Source organism: Streptomyces sp. NPDC101118, assembly GCF_044759445.1.
Taxonomy (GTDB): Bacteria; Actinomycetota; Actinomycetes; order Streptomycetales; family Streptomycetaceae; genus Streptomyces.
In genome coordinates this window covers 1-13,334 of the sequence record NZ_JBIVZG010000005.1, presented here as the reverse complement: position 1 = coordinate 13,334, position 13,334 = coordinate 1, and the positions used below count along the sequence as shown (strand labels likewise).

Annotated in this window: 13 protein-coding genes; 7 read left to right on the top strand and 6 right to left on the bottom strand. The window is 70.7% G+C overall.

Features of this window, described 5'->3' with window-relative positions:
• The first annotated feature begins 105 nt into the window (after positions 1–105).
• Together ACIQUQ_RS11135 and ACIQUQ_RS11130 are read left to right on the top strand one after the other, a co-directional pair.
• Positions 106–771 carry a DUF1707 domain-containing protein gene (locus ACIQUQ_RS11135; RefSeq protein WP_403973893.1) on the top strand — a complete coding sequence of 222 codons (666 nt, stop codon included), beginning with the start codon at positions 106–108 and terminating at the stop codon, positions 769–771.
• Between the two features lie 140 nt (positions 772–911).
• A complete protein-coding gene (locus tag ACIQUQ_RS11130) occupies positions 912–1,289 on the top strand; it encodes a WhiB family transcriptional regulator (protein WP_399954565.1) in 378 nt (125 codons plus the stop codon).
• A 111-nt stretch (positions 1,290–1,400) separates the two neighbouring features.
• Here ACIQUQ_RS11130 and glpX read toward each other — a convergent pair whose 3' ends face one another.
• On the bottom strand, positions 1,401–2,432 hold the full coding sequence (gene glpX, locus ACIQUQ_RS11125) for a class II fructose-bisphosphatase (RefSeq protein ID WP_399954567.1): 1,032 nt from the start codon (positions 2,430–2,432) through the stop codon (positions 1,401–1,403).
• Positions 2,433–2,637: 205 nt separating this feature from the next.
• Here glpX and ACIQUQ_RS11120 point away from each other — a divergent pair, with 205 nt between their 5' ends.
• Positions 2,638–3,153: a DUF4245 domain-containing protein gene (locus ACIQUQ_RS11120; protein ID WP_403974506.1), complete on the top strand. Its 516-nt coding sequence runs from the start codon at positions 2,638–2,640 to the stop codon at positions 3,151–3,153.
• Positions 3,154–3,280: 127 nt separating this feature from the next.
• On the opposite strand, the gene ACIQUQ_RS11115 is transcribed toward ACIQUQ_RS11120, so the two are convergent.
• The 4 genes from ACIQUQ_RS11115 to ACIQUQ_RS11100 all read right to left on the bottom strand — a co-directional run bounded on the left by ACIQUQ_RS11115 (position 3,281) and on the right by ACIQUQ_RS11100 (position 7,022).
• Complete coding sequence (locus ACIQUQ_RS11115) at positions 3,281–3,871, bottom strand: malonic semialdehyde reductase (RefSeq protein WP_403973891.1); 591 nt, start codon at positions 3,869–3,871, stop codon at positions 3,281–3,283.
• 123 nt (positions 3,872–3,994) lie between these two features.
• Positions 3,995–4,258, bottom strand: a complete 264-nt coding sequence (locus ACIQUQ_RS11110; protein ID WP_403973889.1) for an exodeoxyribonuclease VII small subunit — start codon at positions 4,256–4,258, stop codon at positions 3,995–3,997.
• Positions 4,259–4,394: 136 nt separating this feature from the next.
• Positions 4,395–5,630: an exodeoxyribonuclease VII large subunit gene (xseA, locus tag ACIQUQ_RS11105; protein ID WP_403973887.1), complete on the bottom strand. Its 1,236-nt coding sequence runs from the start codon at positions 5,628–5,630 to the stop codon at positions 4,395–4,397.
• Positions 5,631–5,639: 9 nt separating this feature from the next.
• The gene (locus ACIQUQ_RS11100) at positions 5,640–7,022 is read right to left on the bottom strand and encodes an APC family permease (RefSeq protein WP_403973885.1); all 1,383 of its coding nucleotides are present in this window, start codon (positions 7,020–7,022) and stop codon (positions 5,640–5,642) included.
• 124 nt (positions 7,023–7,146) lie between these two features.
• Here ACIQUQ_RS11100 and ACIQUQ_RS11095 point away from each other — a divergent pair, with 124 nt between their 5' ends.
• On the top strand, positions 7,147–8,139 hold the full coding sequence (locus ACIQUQ_RS11095; protein ID WP_403973883.1) for a 4-hydroxy-3-methylbut-2-enyl diphosphate reductase: 993 nt from the start codon (positions 7,147–7,149) through the stop codon (positions 8,137–8,139).
• An 87-nt stretch (positions 8,140–8,226) separates the two neighbouring features.
• A complete protein-coding gene (ppgK, locus tag ACIQUQ_RS11090; RefSeq protein ID WP_403973881.1) occupies positions 8,227–8,976 on the top strand; it encodes a polyphosphate--glucose phosphotransferase in 750 nt (249 codons plus the stop codon).
• 29 nt (positions 8,977–9,005) lie between these two features.
• On the opposite strand, the gene ACIQUQ_RS11085 is transcribed toward ppgK, so the two are convergent.
• Positions 9,006–9,533: a DUF6542 domain-containing protein gene (locus tag ACIQUQ_RS11085; protein WP_403973878.1), complete on the bottom strand. Its 528-nt coding sequence runs from the start codon at positions 9,531–9,533 to the stop codon at positions 9,006–9,008.
• 137 nt (positions 9,534–9,670) lie between these two features.
• Between ACIQUQ_RS11085 and ychF the strand changes: the two genes are divergently transcribed.
• Together ychF and ACIQUQ_RS11075 are read left to right on the top strand one after the other, a co-directional pair.
• Positions 9,671–10,759 carry a redox-regulated ATPase YchF gene (gene ychF / locus ACIQUQ_RS11080; protein ID WP_403662729.1) on the top strand — a complete coding sequence of 363 codons (1,089 nt, stop codon included), beginning with the start codon at positions 9,671–9,673 and terminating at the stop codon, positions 10,757–10,759.
• A 221-nt stretch (positions 10,760–10,980) separates the two neighbouring features.
• On the top strand, positions 10,981–12,648 hold the full coding sequence (locus tag ACIQUQ_RS11075; RefSeq protein WP_403973876.1) for a DUF262 domain-containing protein: 1,668 nt from the start codon (positions 10,981–10,983) through the stop codon (positions 12,646–12,648).
• Positions 12,649–13,334: the final 686 nt, after the last annotated feature.

Here is a 13,334-nt window from a genome sequence, read left to right as displayed (position 1 = left end):
TGGCAGCGCAGTAGACCAGCGTAGGACCTCCTCCGGGAGTCCTGTATGTGAGGTAAGGCTCACTCGGCAGTATCGCGATCTATCGCGTCTCGCTATGCTGGGTCGGTGGACCTCGAAAAGCACCCCGCCGCCGCACCCGCCGACCCGGCCGCCGCGATCCGGGCCTCGGACGCCGACCGCGACCGCATCGCCCACGTCCTCGCCGACGCGCTCGCCGAGGGCCGCCTGACCGCCGAGGAGCACTCCGAGCGCCTCGACGCGCTCTACGCGCGCAAGACCGTCGGCGAGCTGGAGGCGCTGGTACGCGACCTCCCCGGCCCGCACGCCCAGGCCCAGGCCCCCGCCGCCGTCCCGCACTACGCCCCGGCGCCGCCCTACGGCGGTCAGCCGGAGACGCTGTTCGCGGTGTGCTCGGGCGCCACCCGCAAGGGCCGCTGGCGGCCCGGCGCCCGTACCCGCGCGATCAGCGTCATGGGCGACGTGACGATCGACCTCTCCGAGGCCGTCTTCGAGCAGCAGGTCATCGAGATCAGCGCGACGGCGGTGCTCGGCAGCGTCGAGATCAAGGTCCCGGAGAACGTGACGCTGCGCGGGCACGGCAGCGGCGTCCTCGGGAACTTCGAGGTCGCGGACCACGAGGGGACGGACCCGGGGGCCCCGGTCGTGATCGTCCGCGGGTTCGCGCTGCTCGGCAACATCGAGGCCAAGCCCAGGCGCGGGCACCGGCTCGTCGACCTGGCCGGCCGGCTGCGGAAGCGCCTGGACACCTGACCTGCGGAGGACCGGCGAATTCCGGTCACTTCGTGCCGGATAACGGGCGCCACGGCGGCACGCAGTGCTTAGGGGCACGCACAGCGGGTAGGGACTGTCGCATCGTCTCTCGCTCGCGAATCCGTCGTCAGGAGTAGACCGTGCTTCAACCGCCGCATCAGTCCCTGCAGGTAGCCGCAGCGCCGTCGGTTCCGGCCCCGCGGGTGCCAGCCAGGGAAGAGGACGGCCCATGGCACTCGGAGGCGGTCTGCCGCCGGGACGAGGCGGGACTCTTCTTCGCGCCCTCCAAGGAGCCGACGGCCGCCCGGCTGTCCCGGGAGGAGGCCGCGAAGCGGGTCTGCGCCCGGTGTCCCGTGATGGTCGCCTGCCGTGAGCACGCGCTGCTCCAGCCCGAGCCGTACGGCGTGTGGGGCGGCCTGACCGCCGCCGAGCGCCGCGTGGTGCTGGCCAGGCGGCGCCGCCGGGCGGCCGAGCTGCGCCAGGCGCCGGGCGCCGGACCGATCGCGGCCGCGGGCTGACGTACGTACGCGGGCACGCACGACGCGCGTACCGCGGGCATGGCAAAGGGGCGGTCCCCCGCACAGGGACCGCCCCTTGCCGTGCCGCCCCGGCGCTGCCGGGGTGTACCGCTACTGCGCGCGGTCGAAGTCGATGGCGCTGTACGCGCGCAGCTTCGACAGGCGGTGGGTGGAGTCGATCTGCCGGATCGTGCCCGACTTCGAGCGCATCACCAGCGAGGACGTGGTGGCGGTCTCGGAGCGGTAGTGCACGCCGCGGAGCAGCTCGCCGTCCGTGATGCCGGTCGCGACGAAGAAGACGTTGTCGCCGGAGACGAGGTCGCCGGTGTGCAGGACGCGGCCGAGGTCGTGGCCGGCGTCGAGGGCCTTCTGGCGCTCCGCCTCGTCCTTGGGCCACAGCTTGCCCTGGATCGTGCCGCCCAGGCACTTTATGGCGCAGGCCGAGATGATGCCCTCGGGCGTGCCGCCGATGCCCATCAGCAGGTCGACGCCGGTGCCCTCGCGGGCGGCCATGATCGAGCCGGCCACGTCGCCGTCGGAGATGAACTTGATCCGGGCGCCGGTCTCGCGGATCTCCTTGACGATGCCCTCGTGGCGGGGGCGGTCCAGGATGACGACCGTGATGTCCTCGACGGCCATGCTCTTGGCCTTGGCCACGCGGCGGATGTTGACCGAGACGGGGGCGTTGATGTCGACGAAGTCGGCGGCCTCGGGGCCGGTGACGAGCTTCTCCATGTAGAACACCGCGGACGGGTCGAACATGGTGCCGCGGTCGGCGGCGGCCAGTACGGCGATGGCGTTGGGCATGCCCTTGGCGTTGAGCGTCGTACCGTCGATCGGGTCGACGGCGATGTCGACCTCGGCGCCGGTGCCGTCGCCGACCCGCTCGCCGTTGAACAGCATCGGGGCCTCGTCCTTCTCACCCTCACCGATGACGACGACGCCGTTCATCGAGACGGTGGAGACGAGGGTGCGCATGGCGCGGACCGCCGCGCCGTCCGCGCCGATCTTGTCGCCGCGACCGACCCATCGGCCGGCGGCCATGGCTGCGGCCTCGGTGACCCGGACGAGCTCCAGGGCCAGGTTGCGGTCGGGGGCCTCGGGGGAGACCTCGAGCTGGGGCGGCAAGTTGTGCTCGGTCATCGGAGCGCACCTTTCTGTACGACGACGGCCGGAAAGAGAAGAGGGTCCTGCGACTCTATCGTTAGGCCGATAGATTGAGCAGAGGGGGGCACGTATGAGCGGCATATCGGTATCCGCTTGGTATGTGCCCGCTTTGCCCCTTCTCTTTGCCCCACCCTGCCGATGATCGCTCCAGTGGATGGGGGACGATGGTCGCGTGGCAGGTATGAAAGGCAAGCAGACCATCTGGGACATGGTGCGGTCGCTGGCGGTGATCGGCGCCGTCGTGGCCCTCATCTACGTGTTCATCCCGCATGACGAGGACGCCGACCCGACCAGGGTGGTGGACTACCGGGTGGAGCTGATCACGGCCCGGCGCGCGGCGCCGTACCCGGTGGCGGCGCCCCAGGGGCTGTCGGCGGACTGGCGCGCGACCTCGGTGACGTACGAGCGCAGGAACGCCAACTCCTGGCACCTGGGCTTCCTCGACCCCGACGGCCAGTACGTGGCCGTCGAGCAGTCGACCGAGGAGCCGCGGAAGTACGTGCCGCGGGTGACGCAGCGGGCGGAGAAGACCGACGCGACCCGCGCCCTGGGCAGCGCGACCTGGCAGGTGTGGGAGGGCGCGAAGTACAACGCCCTGGTGCGCGAGGAGCAGGGCCACACCACGGTGGTGACCGGCACGGCCCCCGTCGACCGGCTCGCCGCGATGGCGCAGGCACTGGAGGCGAAGAAGGGCTGACGCCCGCCGCCCGTGCCGGCGGCACCCGCCGCCAGGACAAGCGGAAGAGGCCGCCCCCGGAAATCCGGGGAGCGGCCTCTCGTCGCTTCGGGGGAGGCCCGGGCTCGGTGGCCCGGGCCGTCGGTCGTCAGACCGTGGTGACGACGTCGTCGTACGCCAGGCGCGGGGAGCGCGGGAACCAGGCGTCGTCGCCCGGCTTGCCGATGTTGACGACCATCAGCGGGGTGTGGTCGGCGTCCAGGAACTCCTTCTGCACGCCGCCGAAGTCCAGGCCGGTCATCGGGCCGGCGGCCAGGCCGGCGGCGCGGATGCCCACGATGAAGTAGGCGGCCTGCAGGGCGGCGTTCAGCAGCGCGGACTGCTCGCGGACCGGACGCTCGGAGAAGAAGACGTCCTTGGCCTGCGGGAAGTGGGGGAGGAGCTGGGGCAGCTCGTCGTGGAACTCGTTGTCCGCGGAGAGGATCGCGACCAGCGGGGCGGTGGCGGTCTTCGGCTGGTTGCCCTCGGCCATGTGCTTCACGAGGCGCTCGCGGGCCTCGGCGGAGCGGACCAGGGTGATGCGCAGCGGCGTCTGGTTGAACGCCGTCGGGCCGAACTTGACCAGGTCGTAGATGGCCTGGATCTGCTCGTCCGTCACCGGCTCGTCCGAGAACGTGTTGGCGGTGCGGGCCTCGCGGAAGAGGAGGTCCTGGGCGGCGGGGTCAAGAACGAGGGACATCTGGGTGCCTTCCATACGTGCTGGTCGAAGCGACGTGAACGACTCTACGACCAGATAGATGAAATTTCAACTAACTGGTGGTTCGTAGTTCAACGAACGGCATCAACCTGCGCACGCAGGTTCCTATTCCCCGGCTCCCGTTCCGCCGGTTTCCGCACCTCCACCCTCACGCCCCTCCCGCGCGGCCAGCGCGGAGTCCAGCCGGGCCCGCGCCCCCTCCAGCCAGTGCCGGCAGACCTGCGCCAGCTCCTCGCCCCGCTCCCACAGGGCCAGGGACTCCTCCAGCGAGGTGCCCCCCGCCTCCAGGCGGCGCACCACCTCGATCAGTTCGTCGCGGGCCTGCTCATAGCCCAGTGCCGTCTCCGTGCCGGTGTCCGTCTCGGCCATCCGTGATCATCCTAGGTCGGTAGTGTGGCGGAAGGATTGCGTGTGTACGAATAACTACGGTCGAATTCAAGGGACTTGAGACGGTGCGTCGGCTGCGGTTCGAGGCCGCGGCCGGGACCCCGCCGGCGCCGCCCGGTCAGCTGCCGGCCCCGTCCCCGCCGGGCTCCCCGGCCACCCGCACGGTGAACTCCCCCTCGGCGACCCGCGCCCTCAGCGGCTCGTCCGCCCCCACCTCCGAGGGCGACCGCACCACGTGCCCGTCGGCCCGCTGGAGCACCGCGTACCCCCGCTCCAGGGTCGCCGCCGGCGACAGCGCCACCACCCGGGCCCGGGTGTGCGCCAGCTCCGAGTCGGCCCGGTCCAGCAGGTGCCCCAGCGTCCGGCGGCTGCGCGCCAGCAGCGCCTCGACCTGCCCCTCCCGGTCCTCGACCATCCGCTGCGGGTGCACGAAGACCGGCCGCGCCAGCGCGTGCGCCAGCCCCCGCTCCTCCCGGTCCAGCAGGGCGCGTACGGAGCGCAGCGCGCGGTCGCGGAGCATGCCCACCCGGTCCAGCTCCTCGCCCACGTCCGGCACCACCTTCTTCGCGGCGTCCGTCGGGGTGGACGCGCGCAGGTCCGCCACCAGGTCCAGCAGCGGCGAGTCGGGCTCGTGGCCGATCGCCGACACCACCGGCGTACGGGCCGCCGCGACCGTGCGCACGACCTCCTCGTCCGAGAACGGCAGCAGGTCCTCCACGCTGCCGCCGCCGCGGGCCACGATGATCACGTCGACCTCGTCGATCGCGTCCAGCTCCTTGACCGCCCGCACCACCTGCGGCACCGCGTGCACCCCCTGCACCGCGACGTTGCGCACCTCGAACCGCACCGCCGGCCACCGCCGCCGCGCGTTCTCCAGCACGTCCCGCTCGGCCGCCGACGCCCGGCCCACCACCAGCCCGATCAGCTGCGGCAGGAACGGCAGCGGCCGCTTGCGGTCCAGCGCGAACAGCCCCTCGGCAGCCAGCGAGCGCTTGAGCTTCTCCAGCCGCGCCAGCAGCTCGCCGATGCCGACCGGCCGTATCTCCGTGGCCCGCAGCGACAGCTGGCCGCGCACCGCGTACCACTGCGGCTTGGCCAGGAGCACGACCCGCGCCCCCTCCTGCACCACGTCGGCGACCTCGTCGAAGACCTCGCGGTAGCAGGTCACGCTCACCGAGATGTCGTGCGACGGGTCGCGCAGGGTCAGGAACACCACCCCCGCGCCCGGACGGCGGTTGAGCTGCGTGATCTGCCCCTCCACCCACACCTGGCCCAGCCGCTCGATCCAGCCCCCGATGAGCCGGGACACCTGGCCGACGGGCAGCGGCGCCTCGGCCGACGTATTCAGACCCATGCAGGCAGGCTAACGGGCGGGGCCGACAGGGCCACCGACCTCCGGGCCGCGCCGCCCCCGCTGCACCACCAGCACCACCAGCCCCACGGCCAGCCAGACCGCGCCCACCAGCTGCGCCGTCCACGCCGCCTCGACGATCACCGCCACCGTCACCCCCGCACCCAGCACCGGCACCAGCACGTGCCGCCACCAGCTGAAGCCGCCCTCCCCGCGCCGCACGACGAACCAGCCCACCACCGACGCGTGCAGCAGCGTGAACGCCACCAGCGCCCCGATGTCCACCACGGACACCAGGTGGTCCAGCCCGTCGTCGCGCCGGGCCGCCCACACCGCCGCCGTCAGCGTCACCGCCGCCGCCACCAGCAGCGCCGGCCGGGGCACCCCGCCCGACGTACGCGCCAGCGCACCCGGCAGCCGCCGCTCCCGCGCCATCGCGAACAGCAGCCGCCCCGCCGCGGCCTGCCCCGCCAGCGCCGCGAACGCCGCCCCCACCGCCTTGCTGACCGCCACCAGATCGCGCAGCCACGACCCCACCGACGCGTCCACCGTGTCGTAGAAGGCCGCCCCCTGCCGACCCGGAGCCGCCGCCAGCTCCGCCGACGACACCGGCTCCAGCAGCGCCGCCAGGTACGTCTGCGCGATGAACAGCACCCCCGTCAGGGCCAGGCAGAACAGCAGCGCCCGGGCCACCCGCCCACTGCCCCCCGTCACCTCCTCGGCGAACGACGCGATCGCGTCGAACCCCAGGTACGACAGGACAGCGACCGACACCGCCCCCAGCACCGCCCCCGCGGAGAAGCCCAGCGACCCGTCCCCGGTCAGCGGCGAGAGCCAGCCGCGCTGCGCCCCGTCCCGCACCAGCACCGACACGGCGGCCACCAGGAAGACCAGCAGGACGGCGATCTCCATGGCCAGCACCACGAAGCCCACCCGAGCGGCGACCCGTACCCCCCACAGGTTGAGCAGCGTGGTCACCACCACCGCCAGCGCCGTCCACACCCAGCGGGACACCTCCGGCACCAGCGCGTGCATCGCGATGCCGGAGAAGAGGTACGCAACCGCCGGGATCAGCAGGTAGTCGAGCATCGCCATCCACCCGGCGACCAGCCCGGCCCCCTCGCCCAGCCCCTTGCGGGCGTACGTGAACACAGACCCGGCCTGCGGCGCGACCCGCACCATCTGCGCGTAGCTGAAAGCGGTGAACCCCATCGCCACCGTGGCGACCAGGTAGACCAGCGCGACCGCACCGTGCGACCGGGCGTCGAGGGTGCCGAAGACACCGACCGGTGCCATCGGGGCGATGAACAGCAGCCCGTAGACCACCAGGTCACGGAAGCCCAGGTTCCGTCGGAGCCGGCCCCGGCCCGCGTCCCGTTCCTGCGCCGCCGTCATGCTTCCCTCCACGAGCCGCCCGTACCCGCCGCACCCGTCCCCGGGCACCCCGGCCGGAAGACGATCTTCAGCCACCAGTCTGGGGCATGGGCACGATCTTCGGCGCCCGCGGGACGGCCTTACGATGGACCGCATGACTGCTCCCGCTTCCCGCCGTGTCCTGCTCGCCGCCCCTCGTGGCTACTGCGCGGGCGTGGACCGTGCCGTCATCGCCGTCGAGAAGGCCCTCGAGCAGTACGGCGCCCCCGTCTACGTGCGCCACGAGATCGTGCACAACAAGTACGTCGTGCAGACCCTGGAGAAGAAGGGCGCGATCTTCGTCGAGCGGACGGAGGAGGTGCCCCCGGGCAACATCGTGATGTTCTCCGCCCACGGCGTCGCCCCGGTCGTCCACGAGGAGGCCCGCGAGGGCCGGCTCGCGACCATCGACGCGACCTGCCCCCTGGTCACCAAGGTGCACAAGGAAGCGATCCGCTACGCCAACGAGGACTTCGACATCCTCCTCATCGGCCACGAGGGCCACGAGGAGGTCATCGGCACCTCCGGCGAGGCCCCCGACCACATCACCATCGTCGACGGCCCGCACGACGTCGAGAAGGTCACCGTCCGCGACGAGTCCAAGGTCGTCTGGCTCTCCCAGACCACCCTCTCCGTCGACGAGACCATGGAGACCGTCGACGCGCTGAAGACCAAGTTCCCGCTGCTGGTCTCCCCGCCGAGCGACGACATCTGCTACGCCACCTCGAACCGCCAGGCCGCCGTCAAGAAGATGGGCGCCGACGCCGACCTCGTGATCGTCGTGGGCTCGAAGAACTCCTCGAACTCCATCCGCCTCGTCGAGGTCGCCCTGGACGCCGGAGCCCGCGCCGCCCACCTGGTCGACTTCGCCCGCGAGATCGACGAGGCGTGGCTGGAGGGCGTCACCACCGTCGGCCTCACCTCGGGCGCCTCCGTGCCGGAGGTCCTGGTCGAGGAGGTCCTGGAGTGGCTCGCCACCCGCGGCTACGCGGACGTCGAGCTGGTCAAGACGGCCGAGGAGTCCATCACCTTCTCGCTGCCCAAGGAACTCCGCCGCGACCTGCGCGCCGAGGCCGCGGACCTCGTCGCCGGCGAGTAACGGCCGCCCCGGGCGGACCGGCCCCCCGTACGGGTGAGGGCCGGCCGCCGACGGGTACGGGCGCGCCGCTCACCGTACGGTGATTCCATGCAGATCTTCGGCGTGGACATCGGCGGATCCGGCATCAAGGGCGCTCCCGTGGACCTGGACCGCGGCGACCTGGCGCGCGAGCGCCACAAGGTCCTCACCCCGCACCCGGCCACCCCCGAGGGCGTGGCCGACGGCGTGGTCGAGGTCGTCTCGCACTTCGGCTGGTCCGGCCCGGTCGGGGTCACCTTCCCCGGCGTGGTCACCGACGGCGTCACCCGTACGGCCGCCAACGTCGACCAGGGCTGGGTCGACCTCGACGCACGCGCCCTGCTCTCCGCCCGCCTCGGCGGGCTGCCGGTCACCGTCCTGAACGACGCGGACGCCGCCGGCGTCGCCGAGATGACCTTCGGGGCCGGCCGCGGCCGTACGGGCACGGTCATCCTCCTCACCCTCGGCACGGGCATCGGCAGCGCCGTCTTCACGGACGGGCGCCTGGTGGCCAACACCGAGCTGGGGCACCTGGAGCTGCACGGCCACGACGCCGAGAAGAAGGCCTCCACCCGCGCCAAGGAGGACGAGGAACTCAGCTGGGAGAAGTGGGCCAAGCGGGTGCACCGCTACCTGGCGCACGTGGAGATGCTGTTCTCGCCCGAGCTGTTCATCATCGGCGGCGGCGTCAGCCGCAAGGCCGACAAGTTCCTGCCGCTCCTGGAGGGCATCAGGGCCGAGATCGTGCCGGCCACCCTCCAGAACAACGCGGGGATCGTGGGCGCGGCGATGGCGGCCAGGCGGTCGGCGGCGATCTGAGAGCCACGGGCTCACGGGGCCTTACGGGCCTACGGGCGCCCGGACCGGTGCGGCAACCGCCGCCGCCCCACCAGCACCGCCTTCCGCACCACCACGATCAGGGCGGCGACCAGCGTCCCGGCGTACAGCCACCCCGCGTGCAGCGCGAGGGCGGTCACCACCCCCATCAGCTGCCCTCCGAGCCCGCCGGAGCCGCCCGAGATCGGCCAGACCCCGGCCGCGAAGGCGATCGGCACGGCGATGGGCGCGGTGATCAGATCGGCCGGCCGCACCCACAGGGCGGTCGCGGCGGCCACGGGCAGGAACAGCAGCCCGTAGGCGAGCATCGAGCCGTCGAAGAGCAGCCAGTCGAACCCGGCGACCAGCGCCATCGCCGCACACGCGAAGAGCCCGCCGCCCAGCCCCGTCAGCCGGGGCCGCGGCAGCCTGCGCAGCAGCGGCACCGCCCGGCCCGCCGAAGGCCGGGGGCGCGGCCGGGCCTGGGGCGGCAGCGGCGAGGGACGCCGCGCCTGCTGTCGCTGAGGGTGGTACGGGGATCGCGTCCTGTGTTGCTCCACCCCCCAAAACTAGGTGGCGGGGGCCCGGTATCCCCCCTGGACACGTCGACCGGCGGACATCGGAACGTAAACTGTCCGGTGGCCCGTCTCCGGGCCGGGTGTCCATACCCCCCTCCAGCTCACGGGAAGTCGCCAACGTGTCGCTCACGATCGGAATCGTCGGCCTGCCGAATGTCGGCAAGTCGACCCTGTTCAACGCCCTGACCAAGAACGACGTGCTGGCGGCCAACTACCCGTTCGCCACCATCGAGCCGAACGTCGGCGTCGTCGGCGTCCCGGACCCGAGGCTGGCCGTGCTGGCCGGCATCTTCGGCTCGGCCAAGGTCCTCCCGGCCACCGTCGACTTCGTCGACATCGCCGGCATCGTCCGCGGCGCGAGCGAGGGCGAGGGCCTGGGCAACAAGTTCCTGGCGAACATCCGCGAGTCGGACGCGATCTGCCAGGTCATCCGCGCCTTCAAGGACGAGAACGTCGTGCACGTCGACGGCAAGGTCTCGCCGAAGGACGACATCGAGACGATCAACACCGAGCTGATCCTCGCCGACCTGCAGTCCATCGAGAAGGCGGAGCCGCGCCTGACGAAGGAGTCCCGCCTCCAGAAGGACAAGGTCGCGGTCCTCGCCGCGGTCGTCGAGGCGCGCAAGATCCTCGAAGAGGGCCACACCCTCTTCTCGAAGGGCATCACCAAGGGCACGGAGCAGGGCGACCTCCTCCACGAGCTGCACCTGCTCACCACCAAGCCCTTCCTCTACGTCTTCAACGTCGACGAGGACGAGCTGACGGACGACGCCTTCAAGGCCGAGCAGTCCGCGCTGGTCGCGCCGGCCGAGGCGATCTTCCTGAACGCCAAGCTGGAGGCGGACCTCGCCGAGCTGGACGACGAGGAGGCCCTCGAGCTCCTCCAGTCCGTCGGCCAGGAGGAGCCGGGCCTGGCGACGCTGGGCCGCGTCGGCTTCGACACCCTGGGCCTGCAGACCTACCTGACGGCCGGCCCGAAGGAAACCCGCGCCTGGACCATCAAGAAGGGCGCCACCGCCCCCGAGGCCGCCGGGGTCATCCACACCGACTTCCAGCGCGGCTTCATCAAGGCCGAGGTCATCTCCTTCGCGGACCTGGTCGAGTGCGGCTCGGTCGCCGAGGCCCGCGCCAAGGGCAAGGCCCGCATGGAGGGCAAGGACTACGTCATGCAGGACGGCGACGTGGTGGAGTTCCGCTTCAACGTCTGACCCACCCGCAGCACACGAAGGGGCCGGCTCCCGAGGAGCCGGCCCCTTCGCCGCACCCGGGCTGCCGGTTACGTCGCGGGGGCATGCTCGGGGTGAAGGACACAGCTAAGGGCTGTTTTGCGCCAAGATCCTGAAACCTCTCTCCTGATCGGCCGCACGCGGCGATTCTGAGTTCTGCAGGTCACTCTGGCGGGTTTTTCACGGGGTTGAGGGGAGCTGGCGTGTCCAGTCTGAAGGAGAGGCCCACGGCGGCCACGTTCGACGTGGAGGCGCTGGTCGCGGCGGCATGGAACGGCGAGATTCGCGTGCCGCACTTCCAACGGGGTTTTAGGTGGGCCCGCGAGGACGTCCGCCGTCTTTTCGACAGCATCGTGAAGGGGTACCCGGTGGGCAGCCTCCTCCTGTGGGAGCGCCCTGCCACTGAGCAGCGCGTCAGTCTGGGAGCGCTGCGCATCGATGCCCCTGCGACGGACGCGGCCCAGTGGGTGGTCGATGGTCAGCAGCGCATCACGGCGTTGGCGAACGCGTTGGATCCCTCGGGGCAGGCCGATCAGAGGTTCGCACTCTCGTACAACCTGCGAACCGGGGCCTTCATCTCCTCCCCGCCCTCTCCGGACCCCATGATCATCCCGTTGCCAGTGGTCTTCGACCTTCAGCAGATCCTCAAATGGTTCGCGAAGTACCCGGAGATCGCCGATCACCTCGATGCCGCGACCAGCGTGACCAAGCGACTCCGTCAGTTCCCGATCCCCGCCTATGTCGTCAAGCAGGGAAGTCCAGATGTCCTGCAGGACATCTTCGACCGCATGAACAACTACGGGAAGAGGCTCAAGCGCGCCGAGGTGTTCTCTGCCCTCTATGCGGGGGATGAGAGCAAGCAGGACGAGACGCTCACGATCGAGCGGATCGCTCATGGAATCAACATCGAGCGTCAGTTCGGGGCGATCGACGACGACACCATCCTGAGGGCCATCCTCGCCCGGCGCGGCCCTGACGTGACGCGCGATATCCACCACGAATTCGAGGATGGTCGGGAAGACCGGGACGCGGCGTACAAGGCGGGCGAGGAGGCCTTGCTGCGGGCCGTGACGTTCGTCCAGGAAAAGGCGGGTGTCCCACACTTCCACCTGCTGCCCTACCGCTTCCTCCTGGTCGTGTTGTCGCGCTTCTTTGCTCACCACCCTGAGCCCGGCCCCGACGCCCTGGAGACTCTGAGGCGTTGGTTCTGGCGCGCCTCGGTGGTGGGGCCCTACATCTTCCGCGGCAGCGCCACGGGTGCGATGAGGACGCAGAACTACAGGATCTCGCCGCAGTCGATGGAGGAGTCGCTGCAAGGCCTCATCGACGTTGTCGAAAGGTCAGAGCGATCCGTCCCCAATGCGGCGCGCCTGCGAACCAACGAAGGGGCCGGCAAGATCATCCTGTGCTCCCTTTGGGCCCTGGGGCCGCGAGACCTGCTGACGGCGGACAGTATCGAGCAGCCGCGTCTGGCGAGGTCCGTGGGCGAATCGAACACTGCGGCCACAGCGATCGGCTACATCGTCAATCCCCGGAACGTAGGCAGTAGCCACAGGTTCTCTGCAGGCAACCGGATCATTCTCAGTTCAGACAAGATCCCCGCAAACGAGGTGGACAGCCTCGTCGCCATGCAGCCGGTGCACCTCGGCGACGGCGAATGGGAGGCCGTGCTCGCCTCACACGCGATCACCGCTGACATGGCCGCTCTCCTCGCTTCGGGACGAACGGTCGAGTTCCTGCAGCGGCGCGAGCAGGCCGTGCAGGAGTGCCTCCGGAGCTTCCTCACCGAGATGTGCGGGTGGAAGTTCGAGGCCATCGAGCCGCTGCTGGACCGGAGGGAAGACGAGCGCGAGCCAGGAGTGATGGACTGACAGGTGAGCGTCGAGGGCGCGGAGCTGGACGCGTCCGGCCTGGAGCAGTGAGGCGGGCGCAGCCCCGTGGGCACAGAAACGGCCTAGTTCTGATGCGAGGCTGCCGGTTCCGTACCCCGCCAGGCCGTCAAGAAGGTGGGCCGGCTCCTCAGGAGCCGGCCCCTTATGGTCATTCGCGCGGCATGAGTGCAGGCACCGCCCATCCGTGGCCACGCCCGTTGCTTGCGGGCAACATGGGCCGAAGGTGAGCCGCAGGCGGGAAGTTGACACGGCCCTCCCCGATCCGTAGTCTTCTCCGAGTTGTCCGACGTGAGCGCCGACTCCGGTCGGTCCCCGGACAGCCATTCCGCAAGCACCCATTCGAACGAACGACGCACTTTGTCGTCTCGTTTTCATGCGTATTTGCGAATGAGGAATCCGTGTCCGAAGGGCGCGGCCGCCGATTAGGTCGGAGGCCGGGAATCCGCTACTGTCTCACTCGCCTCAAGGGCCCAACGGCCCGCGAAGCGAAACCCGCTGACTGGGAGTCAGGCCCGAAAGAGTCTGATAGAGTCGGAAACGCCGAAAGGGAAAAGCGACGGAAACGCCGCAGGAACCGGAAAGCACCGAGGAAATCGGGTCGAAAAGATCTGATAGAGTCGGAAACGAAGGAAGCGCCCAGAGGGCCCGGAAACGGGAACAAAGGA

Coding starts and splice junctions, on each gene's coding strand:
- glpX (WP_399954567.1), bottom strand. CDS start 2,432: ATGACCGAGCACAACTTGCCGCCCCAGCTCGAGGTCTCCCCCGAGGCC.
- ACIQUQ_RS11120 (WP_403974506.1), top strand. CDS start 2,638: ATGAAAGGCAAGCAGACCATCTGGGACATGGTGCGGTCGCTGGCGGTG.
- ACIQUQ_RS11115 (WP_403973891.1), bottom strand. CDS start 3,871: ATGTCCCTCGTTCTTGACCCCGCCGCCCAGGACCTCCTCTTCCGCGAG.
- ACIQUQ_RS11110 (WP_403973889.1), bottom strand. CDS start 4,258: ATGGCCGAGACGGACACCGGCACGGAGACGGCACTGGGCTATGAGCAG.
- xseA (WP_403973887.1), bottom strand. CDS start 5,630: ATGGGTCTGAATACGTCGGCCGAGGCGCCGCTGCCCGTCGGCCAGGTG.
- ACIQUQ_RS11100 (WP_403973885.1), bottom strand. CDS start 7,022: ATGACGGCGGCGCAGGAACGGGACGCGGGCCGGGGCCGGCTCCGACGG.
- ACIQUQ_RS11095 (WP_403973883.1), top strand. CDS start 7,147: ATGGACCGCATGACTGCTCCCGCTTCCCGCCGTGTCCTGCTCGCCGCC.
- ppgK (WP_403973881.1), top strand. CDS start 8,227: ATGCAGATCTTCGGCGTGGACATCGGCGGATCCGGCATCAAGGGCGCT.